We start from the raw sequence: 19,870 nt of genomic DNA on the forward strand, positions 1-19,870 counted from the left end.
GCGGAAAAGTACGAAGAGTTTATTGTACAAAGCTTGTCTTACAATAATCAATTTTATAGTTACTGTTTTCAAGAACCAACTGAACCTCATTTTGCGTTTTTATGTTGTCACCATAATCTATAAATACGCTGTACTTGTCTGTGCTTAGTTTCTTGATTTCGACAGTATTAATAGCCAGGGCATCATCGTTACCTCGGCCGAATAACCACATTTCCTGCGTGTAGAGCGGGTAAATTTTTCCCCACTTCGCTTTGTATCGCGCTTCCACCTCAGGTAATTCTGCGTCTGTTAGATTGGAGGGACCATAGATTTCATTGGCATCTGCTAAGAACTCCATAAAACGTGCCGTGCAGAGGGCTTCTTCCTTGTCCAGATAATAACAATACTTCCCTGATTTATCGTCATTGCAGTGAAAAATGCGCTCCAGCCATACTTTGGCTGGATCAAGATCTGTTGTTGACTTTACCTGATCACTGGCTTTCGCAGTATCAGCGCTACTTTTTGTTGTTAGGATATCGCTAGGGGGCTTTACAGCATTATTTTTAGGATTTGAACCCGCGCAACCTGTAGCGACAAAATAGGTAGCCAGTATAACCAATAATGTTTTTGCTCTCATTTAGTAAATTCCAGTTAATTATAACGGTGTAAAAATAGCACTTATATCAGATAGCTTTCTCATGGAAATCAGTGATATTTATCGTTATCAAATGATCATCTAAGCATATCTCTCGTCTAATCACTGTTGATATACGCAATATAATTGCGTAGTTAGGGTTTTGATTTTTAATACTAACGTTTATTTTGAAATTTTTATAACTTATTATCAGTGTGTTGTATTTATTTTTATTATTTTCTTTGTGTTTTATTTTATCGCGCAAATGGTCTGCATGTTAATCGTGTGATCTTTGTAATGTCAGCAATGATAAACGTTCTTTGATGAAAATTATAGCAAAATGCTTTTAAGATATGCACTTCTTTTTAGGAGAAGTATAAAGAGACTCTCATTCTTTGATTTGCGTCCTAGTCTCCTGTTTCTGTATAGCAGGATAGTATTGTTCCCGATGGGACTCAATATACTGATAAGAAGAGGAGAATGAGAGAAGGTTGCCAGGGTTGAAGGTTCGAATCCTTCCCTCGAAAGAGGTAGCTCAAGGGTAGAGCAAGGCAGTTTAGTTGTAGTGTGGGTTCGAATCCCACTTCCATTTTCGGATGGAATAGCATAAGGGTATTGCACAGAATTTAGGTTCTGGTTTTGAAAGTTATACCTTCTTTAAAAAGGTTATTTAAATAAAGCTTGCTATAGTCTGGCCGGCACTGAGGAGAACTTCGTTTTTCTTCATGGCAGTCGGTGAGGAGCCCGTGATCGGGAACATCTCATACAGAGACGATACAGGAAGAGCGTTGTCGTGGATCGCTAAGGCGGCCATTTCGAACGCTTCTACGGTAAAGCTCCGTATGGGCTCTTTTTGATCCCGCTCGGCATCGATGGGCAGCTCATAGCAAGTTTTGTCATTGGAAAATAGTATAAACAATAAATATTATGAAAAGAGTACAAGTAAATGTCAATGAAATTGGATTGGTGGTTAAAAATAACCAAGTTATCCGTGTATTGGATGCCGGTAAGTACTGGTTGGGTTTCGGTGAAAAACTGGAGACATACAATAGGGCAAATTCGTTTCCGTCTAACCATAACATTGATGTGCTCTTACAGGTGGAGGGCTTTCGTGAACTGGTGGATATTGTCGAAGTGGCGGATACGGAAATTGCGCTGGTTTTCTTAAGCAATAATTTTGAAAAGACCTTGGCAGCAGGTAGACATGTGTTCTGGAAAGGTTTGCAAGTGCGCAAATTTCAACTGGAGGATATTTCGGAGATCGAAATACCAGTTTCTGTCAACCGTCAATTGTTTGAAAAGCAAACGTTGGCTTATTATATCCGTCAATACAAAGTTGAACCAAATGAGAAAGGATTACTTTTTGTTGAAGGCGTGTTTACAGAAATTTTGGATCCAGGAACGTATAGCTGGTGGAAGAACGCAAAGACTATTTCGGTGTCAAAAGCGGATATGCGTGTGTTAACTTTGGATGTGGTAGGTCAGGAGATTCTATCGCGGGACAAAGCGCAAATACGGATCAATTTCACTTTGCAATATCAAATCGTTGATATCGTCAAAGCGCTGTTGGATAATAAGGAATATGAGAAGCAATTGTATGCTGTGATGCAATTAAATCTCCGGACATATATCGGTCAGATGACGCTGGATGAACTGATGGACAAGAAGACAGAGATAAGCACTTATATTTTGCAAAATACGATGGAGTATATTGCTGGATTAGGCTTACGTCTATTAACTTGTGGAGTCAAAGACATTATTCTGCCAGGGGATGTTCGTGATATCATGAACCAAGTGTTGATCGCGGAAAAACGCGCTCAGGCAAATATTATTATGCGTCGTGAAGAAACAGCTTCGACTAGAAGTTTGCTGAATACTGCAAAACTTATGGAGGAGAATGCGATGTTGTTTAAATTGAAGGAAATGGAGTATGTAGAGAAAATTGCCGAAAGGATCAATAACATCTCTATTTCGGGAAATGGGCAGATTGTAGATCAATTAAAGCAGTTGTTTGTGAAGTAGCGACAAAGGGAAGTTAATAAAATTGAGGACAAAAGAGGTGCGGGTAGCAATTGTAAAGAGGTATTGCTACCTGCTTGGGATTGGAAAGATCCCCCTTGTTAAAAAAGATAAAAATGGAAAATAAAAGAATTAATGGCAATGATCTGATTGCATTAGGATATAAAGAGAATCATACATTGGGTGCTGCGTTGAAAATCAACAGCAAGCGACATGGTTTTACGCGAGCGGAAATGTTAGCTAAATTTAAATCTGTTCTGGAAAATCCAACAGCGTATACTGAAGATGCTATTTTCAGTGTGTTGGCAGAGGCCATATTAGGACAGGATGTTGTTGATGCCTCCATGATTGCCCTAAATGAAAATCCTGTAGGATACACGATTTATGGAGAGTCCGGAATCGAAGCGGGAGCTAAAGAACAGATGAAAGTGGCCATGAAACTGCCGGTTACAGTTGCTGGCGCTTTGATGCCCGATGCCCATCAAGGATACGGACTGCCGATCGGTGGTGTATTGGCTACCGATAATGCTGTAATTCCTTACGGAGTTGGCGTTGATATTGGTTGCCGGATGGCTTTGTCCATCTTTGATCTTCCAGCATCTTTATTGGATACAGATACGACTACATTAAAAGAGACTATTCTGAAACATACGCGATTTGGTACCGGCAATGGCTATCTGAAGCATGAACGTGTGGATCATGCCGTCCTGGACAATAAATTGTTTGCAGAAAATGATCTGCTTAGATCCTTAAAAGACAAGGCATGGACACAGTTAGGTTCTTCGGGTGGAGGTAATCACTTTGTGGAATTTGGGATTGTGGAGTTTGTCGAAAAGGATGAGATACTGGACATTGAGAAAGGACTTTACCTAGGTTTGCTGACACATTCCGGATCGCGAGGCTTAGGCGCAACTGTGGCTGCTCATTACACCAAATTGGCGAAGACTTTATGTAAGTTGCCCTATCAAGCTCAAAATCTGGCTTATCTGGATTTAAATACAATGGAAGGACAAGAATATTGGTTGGCAATGAATCTGGCTGGTGATTATGCTTCAGCCTGCCATGAAGTTATTCATGACAAGATAAAAGATGCTTTGGGGGCTGAATTGCTAGCGAAAATTGAAAACCATCATAATTTTGCATGGAAAGAGACCTGGAATGACCGAGAGGTTGTGGTACACCGAAAAGGAGCTACTCCTGCAGCAAAAGGCGTGATGGGAATTATCCCGGGTTCCATGGCCACTCCTGGATTTCTGGTGCGCGGAAAAGGGGAGATGGCTGCTATCCAATCGGCATCTCATGGTGCAGGACGATTGATGAGCCGTACACAAGCAATCAAGAGGCTCGCTGCTACTGAGTTGAAAGATATGCTTGCTGATCGGGGGATTACACTTTTGGGAGCCGGGATGGATGAAGCACCCATGGCCTACAAAGACATCCATACCGTCATGGCCTCGCAAGAGGAGTTGGTGGACGTCGTCGCAAAGTTCTCACCAAAAATTGTCCGTATGGCTGATGATGGTAGCCGTGAAGATTAGGGGTATTTTAAAACTTCATTGAATCAAATAAAAAAGGATCAAATTCTTAATGAATTTTGATCCTTTTTCTTGTGTATTAGTATTTTCAAAGCTATCTCCCAAATTCAATTTGGAGACAGCCCCTTGAAGCCAATGCTGGCTGCTAGTTATGGGCGACTTCCTTGTAAGTATATACATTATAAGGATAGATCCTTTTGGCAAGTATCTTGGCGATGACACTGACTACCAATAAGGGGGCAAATAGTAGATAACCTGAAGGGACAATACTGGCAATAATGAAAATCGCAGTAAATGGCGCATGGATGGCAGCGGAAAGCATCGCTGCTGCTCCAAATAGCGCAAAATTAATGACAATAAGATGTGTGCCCAGATAGTGATTGCAAAGTTGCGCAAAAAGTACACCTAAAAGTGCGCCTGTTACAATACTGGGGGCGAAGACACCACCATCACCACCAGCCCCTAATGTAAGTGCTGCTGCAAGCGGTTTTAACAGGACTAATAGCAGTAATGGCAGAAAGTAGAGCCAATTGATAGATCCATGTAAACTACTTTCCAAGATTTCTCCGAGACCGTGATAGCTGTCACCATATAGGGCTGGCAAAAAGAAGATCAGGATTCCCACTGTAATGGCTCCCAAATTGACCCGGATAAAATTATTCTTTATTCCGGCAAAGAAAGATTTTGCATAGATCACAATTTTTGTAAAATATAAGGCTAACAAACCAGCGATTAGGCCTAGTAAGACGATAAAAGGAACAGCCTGCCATTGCCATTGCTTCGCTGCAAAGTTGAACAAAGGACTGTCATCCATATAGTGTACGAATAGCGAGGCGACCAACATGGAGCTGATGCCGCTGATCAATAGTGTTTTGTTGTATTTTCTGGCGATGACTTCAAAGGCAAATAACAAGCCACCAAGCGCACTGCCAAACAATAGTGTTACACCGGCAATAACACCAGCGCAGATCAGTTCTGTTTTATAGGCCCAAGCAGGGTGAAGACGCTTGTAGGCCTGGTTTCCCACCGTGGCTGTGGCTACTACAGTAGAAACTTCAATACCCGTTGATCCGCCAAAAATAACGGTCAAAAAGCCGTTGATATAGTGGGACGGTATTTTGAAAAAAGGCAAATGATCCTTTCGTGTTTCCAGCGTTGTGTAAATCTCCTTGATTCCTTTGTTTTTCCGGTTTTGAAAAGCATGCTTTCGTAGAAAATATATCGCTGTAATACCTACACTTGGTAATAGGATAAATAGTCTAGGATCCCAGTTTAAAATGCCTTCAGCTATTTTTTCCTGTACATATCCAGTAATATGTTTCAGGCTGTAAGCGAGTAGGCAACATATTAGGCTTACGAAAACTGAACTTCCGATTAATTTTATGTAGCTGTATCGTACGATTTTTTTACGGTGGGCGGTGGTGTCCTGCATATTAGTTTACTTTAAATCGGCACAAAGGTAAAAGATATTTTGGCTAAAATAAATGCAAGAGAGGTCCGACATACGTTTTGTTACATTCACTGGAAAGTAAATAAAAATTGTCAGGGCTTTAACAGGCTTGACTGTTAAAGCCCTGAATGATGTGCCGAAATCTTTGGCTATTGGAGTGCAATGAAAATATCAACCTTCGCCTGCTCTGGGTTTTGTGCTTTCTCGCCGTATATTTCAAAATCTGCTGAAAATGCTCTTGGAAGACCGGCTTCCCAGATGTTTAACCAGGCATCGTAAACAATGCCTGCTGCCAGGTTGCCCTCAGCCTCAACATGATGATACAGACTTTCTTCGATGCGTATGCCATCCATATCTTCCGGGAGATCATCAAGATGGGCAACCTTACAACCTAATAAGGTTGTGTAGGGCAAGGTGTGATCCCTTTCGTATTCTGTGTAAACACAATAGAGCTCATTGGATACTTTATTTGGAATCCGGTTCATAATATCATTTTCGAAAAATCTGGCCCATAGTCCAGGAATATCTTTGGCGGCTTGATTGTTCTGATTGCTTGTACGTATAGCAATTCCAATAATATTGAAAGAAGGTATAGATCTATTTTCCATGCGTTTTATATTTTTCTCAAAAATAGATTTGACAGCTGACAACAGCTTGTCATTAGGGAATGCTGGATTGAAAAAAAATAGGTTCTTCCCAATGGATCCAAAATCTTATGTAGGGTATTAAATCAATGTTCTTTTTTCCATATTTTTTCAGAAAAAGGTAGGTATTCGGATAATGCTGCTGAGCCGTACCAAGAATAGTATAAGGGTTCCAAAAGACCATTTTTAATTGCTGGATCTGTTTGCAGTATTTCTTTGGCCTGTTCAATTGTTGCAACCTTATTGAGGATAAAAAGACCTCGAAAGCCACTGTCATTTTTTCCAAATGGGCCAGCTACAATCAACTGCCCATTCTTGACCAAACGGCCAATATTTTCCATATGTCCTTTAAAGCTTTCGCTGATCAGTTGTTTATCTGTGGTTCTATTTTGGCCAGTTTTTAGCAGTACAAAAATATAACTTTTCATACCATAATCGTCAGCGCCCAACTTGGCTGCTAAGTCGCGGTCATAATTGGGGTTTTCGCTCAGACTGTCATTTTTTATTTTGTGGACATAAAAAGCATGTGCTTTTCCGGATTTCCCTTCGACTGAAATATGAATACGGTCTCCGGCAAGCTGTTTATAACGTATTCGGTTGGGAAAATCGTGGCGCTCATTGATAAACGAATAGGTGCTATCCTTAAAAGTCAATTCAAAGTCTATTTCTTTTCCGTTATTTTGACCGATTACCAAAGCGGTGTAAATAACTTTGTCGCCGAGTTTTTTGATTTTCAGATACTCACTGACGATTTTTTGGTCATTTTTAATGCTGTAAGAAACACCCTTTAATTCACTGTCACTCATGCGATCCCAGTGTTCATAGCGTTCTTTATCGGCTACTTTCCAGGTGCCCTGGAGAAATGCGGGAAAGGGGGCTTGCGCGAATACTGATCGCGAAAACAAGATGCAGATGAGGCTAAGCCATAAGATGATAGACTGTTTCATTTTAGATGTAATCTGTTTTAAACTAGCTTGTTATTCCTTTTTGGTTAAACGTATAATACTGCTCTAAAGCCACGTGCGGCATAGTAGGAGATAGCGCCATTGTGGTAGATGAAAACATGGTCATAACGACGGTCACAGAATAGGGCGCCTCCGAGTTTACGGATATCGGCCGGTGTCTGTATCCAGCTTGATGTTTTCAGGTCAAATTGCCCCAGCGTTTGTAACTGTCGATATTGTTCTTCTGTCAGCAATTCGACTCCCATCCGTTTAGCTGTTTCCATGGCACTCCCTACCGGTTTATTTTCTTTTCTGGAATCCAATGCGGACTGGTCGAAACACAAACTCCTTCTTCCTTTTGGGGTTTCCTCGGCGCAGTCAACAAACAAATAAGCAGCATTAATCGGATCTATTCCGATAACATCAGGTTCGCCACCACTCTGTTCCATTTGATGTAGGCTCCAGATCTTGGTCGGGTTTTCTTCCAGTTTATGTTGTATCTGCTCCCAGACAAGATCCTGATGTCTGTTCATATTCGTATCAAATCGCTGCTTCAGCACTTTGTATAATGCTGCCTGATCCGTAGCCGAAAGTGATTTTTTCATATTTGGTATAATTTGAATCTAAAATACACAATTAAAATAAATCTGTTTATAGTCGATTATTGTAATCCAATTAAATTACTTATTTGGGAATTGAATTAAATTTATATTTTTACGTTCAAATTTTTATTAAAATATGGCTTCAGGAATATTTGCAATATTAGATGATATTGCGGCTTTAATGGATGATGTTGCAGTTGCTAGTAAGATAGCAACAAAAAAAACAGCTGGAATTTTGGGTGATGATTTGGCTGTGAATGCGGAGAAAGCTACCGGATTCTTAGCATCTAGGGAATTGCCCGTTCTGTGGGCTATTACAAAGGGATCTTTAGTGAATAAACTGATTATCGTTCCCATAGCTTTACTACTGAACGTCTTTTTTCCAATAGCGATCAAATATATCTTGATCTTGGGTGGATTTTATCTGGCCTTTGAAGGGGTTGAAAAGATTATTGAGTATTTGTTCCATCGTAAACATCAGGCGGGCGAATCCAATGTTGAGGAGGTTATCGAAGAGAATAACGTAGAGGCTGAAAAGTCAAAAATCAAGGCAGCTATTACGACTGATTTTATTCTTTCTGTGGAAATCGTGATTATTGCATTGGGAACGGTACTTGATAAAAGTCTGACCTTGCAAATCATTACAGTTTGTGTGGTTGCTTTGCTTGCTACAGTTGGTGTCTACGGTATTGTAGCCTTGATTGTCAGGATGGATGATGCTGGATATAAGTTGATTAAAAGCGCGAAGGAAAAAGGGCCATTGGCCAGTTTAGGCAGATTGCTGGTTCGCGCTTTGCCTTTTATTATCAAATTATTGGCTGTGGTAGGTACGATTGCCTTGATTTTGGTTTCGGGTGGTATCTTTTCGCATTATATAGATTTTCTACACCATGCGTTACCTAATTTCCCCGGTATGGCTAAGGAGTTTTTGTTCGGTTTGGGCGGTGGTATTATCGCGGTGCTACTTTTTACAGTAGGTAAGAAAATTTTCGGCAAAAAGAAGGCGGTAAGTGCAAATTAATAGCACAAATAGGTGAAAAAATAGGGGCTGGTAATCTTTACCAGCCCCTATTTTTTGAATAGCCTGTTATGCTTTAGATTTCTTCGGCTACCGCTTCAGCAGCTGCATCCAATTCAACCTGTTCACCTTTTGTATTGATTAAAATGACGTCATCTGAACCTTCTTTTGAGACGGATGCTACACCATCGCTAAATGCTGTTGCACCGCTGTAGATAAAAGGAATGGCAATTTTTCCCTGACCATTTAAATAGCCATATTTGCCGTCTTTACTCGCAAGAAAAAGATTCGGTTCTTCGGTTATTGAAATAAAATCATAAGCTGGAGCCAATGTTTTGTTTGTTTTAATATCAACGAGACTGTATTTGTCATTTTCGACACTAATAAAATGTGTGCCATTATTCTCCGAAATGAAACTATAGCTAGCCGGTACAGTGATTTTTCCAGCTTGATTTAAAATGCCATATTTTTCATTTTGTTGAAAAACAGCGTAACCACCATTGATAAAGGAGATCATATCGTAATTTGCCGGAATAAGGACTTTACCTGCCTTGTCAAGTATCCCATATTTTTCTTTTAGACCGAATAGAAATTGTCCTGAATTATCATCATAGCTTAAATATTCGTATTGAAAGGGGATAACTGCTTTTCCTGCAAGGTTGATTGCACCATATTTCTCATTTTTAAACTGGACCACACTGATTTCACCTACAAATGGTGTAATGTAATGATATTGGGCAGGTACGATGATTTGTTGCGCATTATCTTGCAATCCCATAAGACCAGAGATACTGTCTTCAAATAGGTAAAGGTTTTCCGCCATTTGATTGCTTTCCTCACCTTCTTGGCCTTCTTCGTAGATAGATTCTACTTGATCATAGTCTTCGGGAACAATAAAGTCATTGTCATTTAACTGACTGTTTGCGACACTTTGTGCGACAATATCTACACCAAGAGGTGTGGTTACCTGAAGTACAGCTCCTGGAATTTTTTTGAAGACATCGAAACCTTCCCAATAGATAACAGGTAGCTTCTCGCTATACCAGATGGACAAGTTGGTATTACCTTCGATATCTTCCATATTGGGGAGCTCAATCTGTGCCAGTTTGCAAGGATAACCCGCAATGGTTTTAGTTTGACCGGCAACTAATTTTATGGAGAAGGAGGTTGCGTCCTCTTCGTGTACGGTGTATTTCGATAGGGAGGGATAAAGGATCGTTGATTTATCTTCATTCTTTTTCGCAAGAAAAATGGACTCTTGTCCCTCCGCCGAAGATATAACTTTTATCTTGTCGTTACTGACATATGCTTCATAAAGGGAAACAGGGCCTTCTTGCTCCGTGCCGCCACTGTTGTTTGCGAATACAATAGCATAACTAATTTTAAATGCCTTATTGACCTGCGCGAAAGATACCGTACTGGCAGCCATTAATACGGCGAATGATAAGAATGTTTTTTTCATCTGTATAAATTTGCTTTTTAGTGGTGCGGAAATTATCATGTGCTCATATGCGCAAGGTATATTCGCTATTGTAGGGGCATGATATTTTCATCTACCTAAAATTGATAGGCAAATATGATGATTTAGAATAGGCTCTTTTATCCCTGAAATCCGTTATTTCGTAATTTCTTGCTAAAGATTTCTTCTGGAGCCTGATGATATAAAATCTTATCAGTCGATCAGCAATTGATATTTGGCGAGCAAACCGGGTAATTGCTCTGATTCAAATTTGCTCTTTTTCATACGATTTGTTTCTGGATCCAGCTGGATATTCATGGAGGTACGAAAATCACAGCCTTCCAGGTTGCATTGTTCAAATCGGGCACGCAGAAAGTCGCAATCTTTAAAGATTACCTGTTGAAGGTTCGCTTTTTCAAAATCGACATGCTGTAATGAACAGTGTTCAAATTTGAATTTCTTCATATTTCGTTCAAAAAAAGAAGCATAGTCGAGCATGCTATTTTTCACTTCGATATGGAATGAGAATGAACTGCATTCGTTGAATTGTATCCCCAACATCTTACAGTCCTGAAAAAGGATGTGATCCAATTGAGTACCCTTGAGCTTAATGTTGGATAAATTACAGGATTTAAATTCACAATCTGTAAAGATTAGATCCATCAATGCGGCATTTTGGAAATCGCAATATTCAAACGTGCATTTATAAAATTCTTTAATTTGCTGCAATTCGCTATTGAAGCCTACTTTAGAAATCGTCTGTTCTACCAGTTCATCCATGATTTTTCTGCTGCGTAAATATTGGGATTGATTACCTGCGAAAATACATTTTTATCATGGATAATGAAAGTGGAGTTGATAAAAAATGGCTGACTTCAGGGAGGGAAAACAGGTGTTAAAGGGTGTAACTTTGGCCTAGCTCCATCGTTGTATATGCGGTGGCTGGAAAATCGTCTAATAGAACTCTGGTAGGTTTTTATATAGGTTGTGAAAGGGGCGCCGTCTAATGGCGCCCTTTTTCTATTTGTTCATTTCATGCTTCTTCAGCAAGGTTAATGCTAATTGTTTTTTAAATATTGTCTTAGTACATATTGTAAGATACCATCATTCTTGAAGTATTCTATTTCTATGGCTGAATCCAGTCTCGCTTTGACTTGAAATGTTGTTGTCTTCCCATTGTCGTGTACGGCTTTTACAGCTAGCAGTTTATGTGGTGTTAGCGCATTTGCTAAGCCAGTGATCGTATAGACTTCAGTGCCATCAAGTCCGAGTGTTTCAGCATTTTCTCCATTGATAAAAACGAGTGGAGCTACGCCCATACCGACAAGATTACTTCGATGTATGCGTTCAAAACTTTCGGCAATCACAGCCCGTACACCAAGGAGAAAAGTGCCTTTGGCTGCCCAGTCACGGGATGAGCCCGACCCATATTCTTTTCCCGCTAAGACAATCAAAGGCGTATCTGTTTTGCGATATTCCATTGCCGTATCGTATACTGTTTTTACTTCATTCGTCGGGAAATACCTGCTAAAACCGCCTTCCTGATCGGTAATTTTATTTTTAATCCGCACATTGGCGAAGGTGCCACGCATCATGACTTCATGATTACCGCGTCTGGAACCATAGGAGTTGAAGTCTTCTTTATTGACCTGATGAGACTTGAGGTATTTTCCAGCGGCAGTCTCTTCTTTAAAAGATCCGGCAGGAGAAATATGGTCCGTTGTGACTGAGTCTCCCAAATAAAGTAAGACTCTTGCATGCTGAATGTCCTGAATAGGTGCCGGAGCAGCCTGTAGGTTCTCAAAAAATGGGGATTCTTTGATATATGTCGATGTGTCATCCCATTGATAGTTCTGATCAAGATTGACCGCTAGATCCTGCCAATCCGTAGAACCGTCAAAGATAACTTCGTAGACCTCTTGGAAATCAGATTGTTTAACGCATTCGTTGACTGTTTTGGTAATTTCTTCACGACTTGGCCAGATATCTTTCAAATAAACGGGTTGCCCATTTGGGTCATAATCAAGAGGGTCTTCCATCAAATTGATGTCCACGCGACCAACAAGGGCATAGGCAACAACCAGCATGGGAGACATTAGGAAATTCATTTTTACCTGTGGATGGACCCGTGCTTCAAAGTTTCTATTCCCTGACAATACTGAGGCGACAATCAACTCACCTTTCTCAACTGCTTCCGCAATTTGCGGTGGGAGCGGACCTGAATTTCCGATACAGGAGGTACATCCGTAGCCTACAGTGTGGAATCTGAGTGCGTCAAGATCTGCATTGAGTCCCGATCGTTCAAGGTACTGTGTGACTACTTTTGAGCCTGGTGCCAAGGAGGTCTTTACCCAAGATTTTGTCCGTAACCCACGTTCAATAGCATTTCTGGCCAATAGACCAGCCCCGATCATAACTGTTGGATTAGAGGTATTCGTACAGCTTGTAATTGCAGCAATAGCGATACTACCGTCGCTAACAATATATTCCTTATGGTTGTGTTTTATTCTTACGGCATGTATAGACTCTGAAATGACTTGATGTGGTGAAGCATGTTCAACAGGTACTTTCCCAAAAGTAAATTCGGTACCCGATCCGCCATCTGCTAACCAGGCCGATTCGGAGCGTTGTGGCATCGGGATGTATTGTCTATGGTGTTCACTATCGAGTAGCTGTGAGAACTTATTGTTTAAGTCCTTAACCAAAATTTTGTCCTGTGGACGTTTGGGGCCTGAAACTGTGGGCTCGAGTGTACTTAGATTAAATTCGACAACGGAGGAGTATAAGATCTGTTCTTTTCCTGTGCGCCAGAGTAGATTTTGTTTACAGTATTCTTCTACAATCTTGATTTCCTGCTCGGTTCTATTGGTGCTGTGCATGTATTCCAGTGTGCGGTCGTCTATTGGAAAATAGGTGACCGTACAGCCAAATTCAGGTGACATATTGGAGATGGTGGCCCGGTCTGTGACGGACAGTGTATCTAGTCCGTCCCCAAAGACTTCAACAAATTTTCCGACAACACCCTTATCCCGTAGAATTTTTGTGATGGAAAGAACCATATCAGTCGCCGTACAGATATCGGGAATACTACCTGTGAGCTTAAGTCCGATAACCTCCGGACAGGTAAAGAAGATGGGTTGTCCCAACATCGCTGCTTCGGCTTCGATACCGCCAACACCCCAGCCCAGGACACCAATACCATTGACCATAGGGGTATGGGAGTCCGTGCCGACTAAGGTGTCGGGAAATAACCAATTATCACGTGAAATAACACCTTTGGCCAGATATTCTAAATTTACCTGATGGCAGATTCCCATCCCCGGAGGAACAACAGTGAAATTTTTTAAGCCTTTTTGAGCCCATTTCAGAAGCTCATACCGTTCACGGTTGCGTTCATATTCCAATGCTACATTTTTGTCGTAGGAATATTCGGTGCCAAAATAATCTACCTGTACGGAGTGGTCAATAACCAGATCAACGGGAATCGCTGGGTTAATTTTTTGACCATCCTTGCCATGTCGAACAAATTCCGCTCGTAGAGAAGCCATATCTACCACTGCAGGGACACCGGTAAAGTCCTGGATGAGAATGCGTGCTGGTTTGAATGGAATATCTTTGTCGACAGGCTGAGGAGACCAATTGATTAATGTGCCGATATGCTCATCCGTGATACTAAATCCATCATGGTTACGTAAGACATTTTCCAGGAGAATCCGAATACTGAAGGGCAGATGTTCGATATCACCCTCCGGTAGATTTCTTAGGGAACTATATTGATAAACTTTTCCATTGATCTCGATTTCCTGGATTGATTTTTCCTTGCTCATATTGATTTACTTATTATATACTATATAATAATCATAGCCGCCAATTTGTTTGTAATAACTTTTAGACAAATCATTGCATTCAATTGATCGTTTCCCAAAAAAATGGGGTGGTGGCAAATTAGCAATTTGTTTTTGTTAGGTTTAAATATCAGATGCTTAGTTTATTATGTCCTGATTTTACAGTTGTTTTCTTGTGTTCATAGACTGCATTGGATCCGTAGGATGTATTTAAACCATCAAGTTTGGTCAATTTACTGACATGGATATTGAATTAAAATGCTAGAATAAATGTAATTTTATTGTAGTTTGTGCAGTGATTAACACAATCAATTTATACAATAAACGTTGATTGTGTGTCCTTCATGAAAGAAACAATATGAGAAGAAAAAACAGCGTCGGATCTATTATGATCAGCATCTTACTGCTATTATTATTTGCATACACATCGGGTTATGCGTATGGAGATGATCCGACAACGTATGCTAGCTTGCGACTCAAAAATGAGGAAGTTAGTTTTAAAGACAGTAAAGGCAAGGTGATTTCGTTGAATCAGCTCAAAGGTAAAGTTGTTTTGATCAATTTTTGGGCGATATGGTGTTCACCTTGTTTAGCAGAAATGCCCTCTTTGGACAAACTTTATAAAGACTTTCAAGGGAATAGCCGAATTGTGTTTTTATCGGTGGACGTTGACGGCAACCTGAAGTCTTCGGAGAAGTTTTTAAAGAAAAGAAAATATAGTCTTCCGGTCTATCAGCTGAATTCCGCATTACCAAAAGATCTTAGTACGACGAGTATCCCTACGACCATTATCATAGATAAAGCGGGCAAACTGGTCAATAAGCACGTGGGCGGGATGAACTTTGGCTCGGCGAAGTTTCAAAAAGCCCTAAGGCAATTAACCGAAGAGTGATCTGAAAGGGAAAAAGGCTATGATTTGGTGCAAACTTAAATTTGCGGTTTCATTTAGTATTCTGCCATTTTCTTGTTAATTTTGCATGCTAATTGTATAAGGAGAAATTTATATATGCCAGTCAAACTTCCTAATAACCTTCCTGCGATAGAGCTTTTAAAAAAGGAAAATATCTTTGTCATGAGTGATCTAAGAGCAAATGAGCAGGATATTAGACCATTACGTGTTTTGGTCCTCAATCTGATGCCTCTTAAGATTACAACGGAGACCGATTTTATCCGCTTACTTTCCAATAATCCTTTGCAAGTTGAGATGGAGTTTCTTCGATTGGAAACCCACGTTTCAAAAAATACTCCTGAGGAGCACTTAGAGATGTTTTATAAAAGCCTAAGTGAGGTGAAGGAAAACTTCTACGATGGTATGATCATCACAGGCGCTCCGGTTGAGATGGTCAGATTTGAAGAGGTGACCTATTGGAATGAAATTCAGACGATCTTTGACTGGGCGAGAACGCATGTAACGTCAAGCTTGTATATCTGTTGGGCTTCGCAGGCGGCCTTGTATCATTTTTATGATGTGGAGAAAAAACCGTTGGATGAAAAGCTTTTTGGTGTATTCAAACATACTGCTCTCGACAAAAGACATCCGTTATTTCGTGGATTTGATGATGAGTTTTTTATTCCTCATAGTCGGCATACAACCATGGAGAAAGACGATTTACTTGCTAAAAGCGGGGTAGAAATTCTTTCCGAATCTCCTGAAGCAGGTATTGCCATCGCATCCTCCCGCGGTGGTCGGGAATTTTACCTAACCGGCCATTCGGAATATGCGCCATTTACTTTGGATGAAGAATATAAAAGGGATTTAGAAAAAGGCCAGGCCATTCGTATGCCTGCGAACTACTATAGAGATGACAATCCAGAAAATCAACCTTTGGTGCGTTGGACGAGCCATGCTAATTTGTTATTTAATAATTGGCTCAACTATTTTGTGTACCAGGAAACGCCTTTTGATTTAAAAGATGTCGTTCATCTGGGGGAGATTAGACAAAAAGACTGAACACAAATTTTATCCTAAGCAAACAAAATAGGCTGGCGGAGCATTCTATCTATATAAAGTAGATCGTATGAAAAGAATGTCTTTACTGTTTTGTTTGCTGTTTTCAATTATTATACTCCACGCGGAGGTGCCGATTGAGGAAAATCAAAAGCTCAAGGAGGCAAATGGCACGTTGTGGTATGCCAATCCCTGGATTTGGCTGGGTGGAGTGGCACTGTTCCTGGTGGTTTTCTTTCTTCTGCTCCGTAAATCGACTCAAAACAAAAGACAGACATAGTGTAATATATATTATTTCAGTTGTCTGCAAAACTATGTTTTGTGTTAGGAACAATAGCGAAACTTTTCTTAAGTTTGTGTAGATACATAACAAACTAAAATTTATATGAAGAGAAATATACTTTTGGCTGCTTTGTTGGCATGTGGTTCTTTGGCCGGCTATGCGCAAAATAATGCAATCAATGTAAATTACATGGATAAAAGTGTTCGTCCGCAGGATGATTTCTACAATTTTGTGAATGGTCAATGGATGAAAACGGTTAAAATTCCGTCTGATAAGGCACGTTGGGGTTCTTTTGATGAGTTGCGTGAAAATACAGACATCGCTACATTGAAAGTGTTGCAGGAATCGTTATCAGGCCAGTTTACAAAGGGAACAGATAACCAGAAAATAGGGGATTTGTACAGGTCTTTTGTAGATACGAAGACACGTGACAAATTGGGATTAGGTCCTGTTCAGCCCTATTTGACAAAAATTAACGCGATAAAGAATTTTGACGATCTTTATAAATACCTGGTAGAGGTCGCGCCTATCGGAGGAAACCCTTTCTTTGGTGGATATGTATATGCACATCTCAAAAATTCTAATGTCAATACGGTTTATTTGGGTGGTGGAAGTCTAGGTTTAGGTCGTTCTTATTACCAAGTTAAGGATCAAAAGAATGAAGAGACGTTAAAGGATTATTCGGAATATATCTCTGCTCTTTATGCCAAATCGGGGCAACGTACAAGAGATCTAAAAGGTCCTAAAATTGTTGCATTTGAAAAAGAATTGGCCGCTAATCTAAAAACTGTCGAACAGTCGCGTGATGCAAATGGCCGCTATAATCCAGTGGCAGTTGCTGATTTGAAAAAGATGGTAAAAAACGTCGACATTGCTAAATATCTAAACGATGTAGGATTCAAAGCAGATACTGTTATTGTACCCGAATTAAAATACTATGAAAATTTAGATAAAATCTTCAATCCGGCGAACCTTCCGATTATTAAAGATATCTTGACATTTCACCTATTAAATACCGCGGCTTCGTATACAACGCAGGAATTAAATGATCTTTCTTTTGATTTTTGGGGTCGTAAGTTAAAAGGGCAGAAGGAACAACGTGCACTGGACAAAAGAGGGGTAGAATTCGTTAATTCTATCGCTGGGGAACTTTTGGGTAAGTTATATGTAAAAGAGAATTTTCCACCAAAAGCCAAAGCGGATGCGGAGGAGCTGGTAAGTTATCTTGTAAAAGCATTCGGGCAACATATCAATGGTCTAACATGGATGTCTGCAGATACAAAAGTGAAGGCGCTCGAAAAGTTGTCGAAGTTTAAAGTGAAAATCGGTTATCCGGACAAATGGAAGGATTATAGCAAACTTGATATTGGAACATCACTTTACGCGAATGTTTTATCATCCAGCAAGTGGGCTTTTTATGAGAACCTTGCAAAACAAGGTAAGCCAGTTGATAAATCTGAATGGGGAATGACACCACAGACTGTCAATGCTTATTATAGTCCATTGTTTAACGAAATCGTATTTCCGGCAGCAATTCTTCAGCCTCCGTTTTATGATTACAAAGCCGATGCAGCGGTTAATTTTGGTGGCATCGGTGCAGTCATAGGACATGAGTTATCTCATGGTTTTGATGATCAGGGTGCAAAATACGATGGTAATGGAAATCTGAACAACTGGTGGACTGATGGTGATAAGGCTAAATTTGAAGCCGCAGCGGATGCGTTGGTCAAACAATTTGAAGCTTATGAGCCAGTTCCGGGAGTTTTTGTGAACGGCCGTTTCACTTTAGGTGAGAATATTGGTGATTTGGGTGGTTCTTCGGTCGCTTTTGATGCGCTACAGCTGTATTTAAAAGACAAAGGAAATCCTGGTTTAATCGATGGTTTTACACAGAATCAACGTTTCTTCCTTTCTTGGGCTACCATTTGGAGAACGAAGACAACGGATGAATTTGTTGTGAATCAGGTGAAAACGGACCCACATTCTCCTGCACAATACCGGGCGTTCGCTCCAATCATTAATTTGGATGCATTCCATGCTGCCTGGGAAACGAAAGATGGCGATAAAATGTTTATCCCTACAGATAAACGTATTAAGATCTGGTAGGAAAATCCACCGATCTTATTTAAATAATAAAAGGGACATTTCATTTGAAATGTCCCTTTTATTATTTATCGCATCCATTTCAGCACAAGGTAAAAGCCGAGTCCTGTAAAGGACAGGGTCAGTGCTGTGGCCCACCACAATGTTGTAAAACCAAAGGAGTCAACAATAGAAGTTCCTAGCAATGGTGAAAAGATATTTGCGGCAGAGAAAGCTAGGGAGTTGAAACCCATATATGCTCCCTGAGTTTTGGGTGTAGAACGATTGACAGATACGGTCGCCATAAAGGGAAGTGTCAGCATTTCGCCAAGACCGAAGATGAAAAATGTGAAATATAACCAGCCTAGTCCACCCATGTAATTTAACATGGCGTAGGAGAGGGCGCATAAAGTGGTACCAAACACCAATGTACTAATCAGTGAGAACCTCTTTTCGGCGACATGGACGACAAACATCTCCAATAGAACAATCACAAAACCACTCCAACCTAGTAGAAATCCGATCTGATGATCATCCAGGTGATGTACTTCACGATAAAATATCGGTAAGGTCGTAATTAGCTGGAAAAAGCAGAACGAGAAAATACAGCAGAATATATTAAATAATACAAAGGGAATATCGGTATAAGGATTGCGACTTTGTTTTACGATTATATTGCTGTTTGCCAATGCTTCTTTTTTTGCTTTTACATCTGTTCTTTTTTGTCTTTTATTAAAGAAGATAAAGAAAATTACTGCAGCACACATCACTGCAAAGGAATTTCCATAGAATATCCAGTTAAACGAGATCGTCGCCAGAAAGCCTGCGGCAGCAGGACCGATTGAAAAACCTAGATTAATTGCTAAACGGTTGAGCGAAAAAGCTCTGGTAATATTCTCGGGTTTAGCGTAACTCGCAACAGAAACAGAATTGGCAGGTCTAAATGCATCAAAAATTAGACTTAGTGTAAAGATCATGATAGACAGGGATTGAACCTCTTTAAATAAAGGAATCAATAGAAATAGGGGCGAAGCCAATACTAAACTACCGAATTGTACCTTAAAGCTACCAATCCGATCTGTCAACCATCCACCGATGTAGGAGCCGCAAACCGAGCCTATGCCATAGCTCATAAGTACAATCCCAACTTGTTTGATATCAAAATGAAGGACCTGTGTCATATAGAGCCCCAGGAAGGGGATGACCATACTTCCCATTCTGTTGATCAACATAACAACTGCCAAGAGCCATGCGGCCTGTGAAAGGCCTTTGAAGGAATCCAAGTATATGGATATGATTTTTTTCATGCAAATAGTTTGCTTTTTAAAAGCTGGTCATTTATTATGAGCGTTTCCATCTTTCCGGTAAGGGCTGATTTTGGCTCACAAAAACTTCAACGGATTCTGTCAAAAAAATGCCAAATTGATT

At 40.2% G+C, this 19,870-nt stretch carries 16 protein-coding genes; 7 read left to right on the top strand and 9 right to left on the bottom strand.

Annotation, left to right across the window (positions count from 1 at the left end; genetic code table 11):
- Window positions 1-19 precede the first annotated feature (19 nt).
- A complete protein-coding gene (locus tag M2408_RS02600) occupies window positions 20-616 on the bottom strand; it encodes a hypothetical protein (RefSeq protein ID WP_259178984.1) in 597 nt (198 codons plus the stop codon).
- 924 nt (window positions 617-1,540) lie between these two features.
- Between M2408_RS02600 and M2408_RS02605 the strand changes: the two genes are divergently transcribed.
- Both M2408_RS02605 and M2408_RS02610 read left to right on the top strand, forming a co-directional pair.
- The gene (locus tag M2408_RS02605; RefSeq protein ID WP_259178988.1) at window positions 1,541-2,635 is read left to right on the top strand and encodes a slipin family protein; all 1,095 of its coding nucleotides are present in this window, start codon (window positions 1,541-1,543) and stop codon (window positions 2,633-2,635) included.
- A gap of 113 nt (window positions 2,636-2,748) precedes the next feature.
- The gene (locus tag M2408_RS02610; protein ID WP_259178990.1) at window positions 2,749-4,170 is read left to right on the top strand and encodes an RtcB family protein; all 1,422 of its coding nucleotides are present in this window, start codon (window positions 2,749-2,751) and stop codon (window positions 4,168-4,170) included.
- A gap of 142 nt (window positions 4,171-4,312) precedes the next feature.
- On the opposite strand, the gene M2408_RS02615 is transcribed toward M2408_RS02610, so the two are convergent.
- From M2408_RS02615 to M2408_RS02630, 4 genes are all read right to left on the bottom strand, one after another.
- The gene (locus M2408_RS02615; RefSeq protein WP_259178992.1) at window positions 4,313-5,599 is read right to left on the bottom strand and encodes a chloride channel protein; all 1,287 of its coding nucleotides are present in this window, start codon (window positions 5,597-5,599) and stop codon (window positions 4,313-4,315) included.
- A gap of 167 nt (window positions 5,600-5,766) precedes the next feature.
- Window positions 5,767-6,225: a GyrI-like domain-containing protein gene (locus tag M2408_RS02620; RefSeq protein WP_259178993.1), complete on the bottom strand. Its 459-nt coding sequence runs from the start codon at window positions 6,223-6,225 to the stop codon at window positions 5,767-5,769.
- 122 nt (window positions 6,226-6,347) lie between these two features.
- A complete protein-coding gene (locus tag M2408_RS02625; protein ID WP_259178996.1) occupies window positions 6,348-7,208 on the bottom strand; it encodes a DUF6265 family protein in 861 nt (286 codons plus the stop codon).
- Between the two features lie 44 nt (window positions 7,209-7,252).
- Window positions 7,253-7,810, bottom strand: a complete 558-nt coding sequence (locus M2408_RS02630) for a DUF4256 domain-containing protein (protein ID WP_259178998.1) — start codon at window positions 7,808-7,810, stop codon at window positions 7,253-7,255.
- 133 nt (window positions 7,811-7,943) lie between these two features.
- Between M2408_RS02630 and M2408_RS02635 the strand changes: the two genes are divergently transcribed.
- Window positions 7,944-8,828: a DUF808 domain-containing protein gene (locus tag M2408_RS02635; RefSeq protein ID WP_259179000.1), complete on the top strand. Its 885-nt coding sequence runs from the start codon at window positions 7,944-7,946 to the stop codon at window positions 8,826-8,828.
- Between the two features lie 73 nt (window positions 8,829-8,901).
- Here M2408_RS02635 and M2408_RS02640 read toward each other — a convergent pair whose 3' ends face one another.
- The 3 genes from M2408_RS02640 to acnA all read right to left on the bottom strand — a co-directional run bounded on the left by M2408_RS02640 (window position 8,902) and on the right by acnA (window position 14,111).
- Window positions 8,902-10,287, bottom strand: coding sequence for a WG repeat-containing protein (locus M2408_RS02640; RefSeq protein WP_259179001.1), 1,386 nt, complete (start codon window positions 10,285-10,287; stop codon window positions 8,902-8,904).
- A gap of 210 nt (window positions 10,288-10,497) precedes the next feature.
- Entirely contained in the window at window positions 10,498-11,064 is a 567-nt protein-coding gene (locus M2408_RS02645) for a pentapeptide repeat-containing protein (RefSeq protein WP_259179002.1), read from the bottom strand.
- A 278-nt stretch (window positions 11,065-11,342) separates the two neighbouring features.
- On the bottom strand, window positions 11,343-14,111 hold the full coding sequence (gene acnA / locus M2408_RS02650) for an aconitate hydratase AcnA (protein WP_259179004.1): 2,769 nt from the start codon (window positions 14,109-14,111) through the stop codon (window positions 11,343-11,345).
- A gap of 376 nt (window positions 14,112-14,487) precedes the next feature.
- Here acnA and M2408_RS02655 point away from each other — a divergent pair, with 376 nt between their 5' ends.
- The 4 genes from M2408_RS02655 to M2408_RS02670 all read left to right on the top strand — a co-directional run bounded on the left by M2408_RS02655 (window position 14,488) and on the right by M2408_RS02670 (window position 18,466).
- Complete coding sequence (locus tag M2408_RS02655) at window positions 14,488-15,021, top strand: TlpA disulfide reductase family protein (RefSeq protein WP_259179005.1); 534 nt, start codon at window positions 14,488-14,490, stop codon at window positions 15,019-15,021.
- A gap of 114 nt (window positions 15,022-15,135) precedes the next feature.
- Window positions 15,136-16,080, top strand: a complete 945-nt coding sequence (metA, locus tag M2408_RS02660; protein WP_259179007.1) for a homoserine O-succinyltransferase — start codon at window positions 15,136-15,138, stop codon at window positions 16,078-16,080.
- A gap of 67 nt (window positions 16,081-16,147) precedes the next feature.
- Window positions 16,148-16,357 carry a hypothetical protein gene (locus tag M2408_RS02665; protein ID WP_259179011.1) on the top strand — a complete coding sequence of 70 codons (210 nt, stop codon included), beginning with the start codon at window positions 16,148-16,150 and terminating at the stop codon, window positions 16,355-16,357.
- A 105-nt stretch (window positions 16,358-16,462) separates the two neighbouring features.
- Window positions 16,463-18,466 carry a M13 family metallopeptidase gene (locus tag M2408_RS02670; protein ID WP_259179013.1) on the top strand — a complete coding sequence of 668 codons (2,004 nt, stop codon included), beginning with the start codon at window positions 16,463-16,465 and terminating at the stop codon, window positions 18,464-18,466.
- A 65-nt stretch (window positions 18,467-18,531) separates the two neighbouring features.
- Here the strand turns inward: M2408_RS02670 and M2408_RS02675 are convergent, their stop codons facing one another.
- Window positions 18,532-19,749, bottom strand: a complete 1,218-nt coding sequence (locus M2408_RS02675) for an MFS transporter (RefSeq protein ID WP_259179015.1) — start codon at window positions 19,747-19,749, stop codon at window positions 18,532-18,534.
- Window positions 19,750-19,870 lie beyond the last annotated feature (121 nt).

The sequence above is a fragment of the Sphingobacterium sp. BIGb0165 genome, from assembly GCF_024810095.1.
Classification (GTDB): domain Bacteria; phylum Bacteroidota; class Bacteroidia; order Sphingobacteriales; family Sphingobacteriaceae; genus Sphingobacterium; species Sphingobacterium detergens.

Coding starts and splice junctions, on each gene's coding strand:
- M2408_RS02605 (WP_259178988.1), top strand. CDS start 1,541: ATGAAAAGAGTACAAGTAAATGTCAATGAAATTGGATTGGTGGTTAAA.
- M2408_RS02640 (WP_259179001.1), bottom strand. CDS start 10,287: ATGAAAAAAACATTCTTATCATTCGCCGTATTAATGGCTGCCAGTACG.
- M2408_RS02600 (WP_259178984.1), bottom strand. CDS start 616: ATGAGAGCAAAAACATTATTGGTTATACTGGCTACCTATTTTGTCGCT.
- M2408_RS02670 (WP_259179013.1), top strand. CDS start 16,463: ATGAAGAGAAATATACTTTTGGCTGCTTTGTTGGCATGTGGTTCTTTG.
- M2408_RS02630 (WP_259178998.1), bottom strand. CDS start 7,810: ATGAAAAAATCACTTTCGGCTACGGATCAGGCAGCATTATACAAAGTG.
- M2408_RS02655 (WP_259179005.1), top strand. CDS start 14,488: ATGAGAAGAAAAAACAGCGTCGGATCTATTATGATCAGCATCTTACTG.
- M2408_RS02610 (WP_259178990.1), top strand. CDS start 2,749: ATGGAAAATAAAAGAATTAATGGCAATGATCTGATTGCATTAGGATAT.
- metA (WP_259179007.1), top strand. CDS start 15,136: ATGCCAGTCAAACTTCCTAATAACCTTCCTGCGATAGAGCTTTTAAAA.
- M2408_RS02675 (WP_259179015.1), bottom strand. CDS start 19,749: ATGAAAAAAATCATATCCATATACTTGGATTCCTTCAAAGGCCTTTCA.
- M2408_RS02620 (WP_259178993.1), bottom strand. CDS start 6,225: ATGGAAAATAGATCTATACCTTCTTTCAATATTATTGGAATTGCTATA.
- M2408_RS02645 (WP_259179002.1), bottom strand. CDS start 11,064: ATGGATGAACTGGTAGAACAGACGATTTCTAAAGTAGGCTTCAATAGC.
- M2408_RS02625 (WP_259178996.1), bottom strand. CDS start 7,208: ATGAAACAGTCTATCATCTTATGGCTTAGCCTCATCTGCATCTTGTTT.
- M2408_RS02615 (WP_259178992.1), bottom strand. CDS start 5,599: ATGCAGGACACCACCGCCCACCGTAAAAAAATCGTACGATACAGCTAC.
- acnA (WP_259179004.1), bottom strand. CDS start 14,111: ATGAGCAAGGAAAAATCAATCCAGGAAATCGAGATCAATGGAAAAGTT.
- M2408_RS02665 (WP_259179011.1), top strand. CDS start 16,148: ATGAAAAGAATGTCTTTACTGTTTTGTTTGCTGTTTTCAATTATTATA.
- M2408_RS02635 (WP_259179000.1), top strand. CDS start 7,944: ATGGCTTCAGGAATATTTGCAATATTAGATGATATTGCGGCTTTAATG.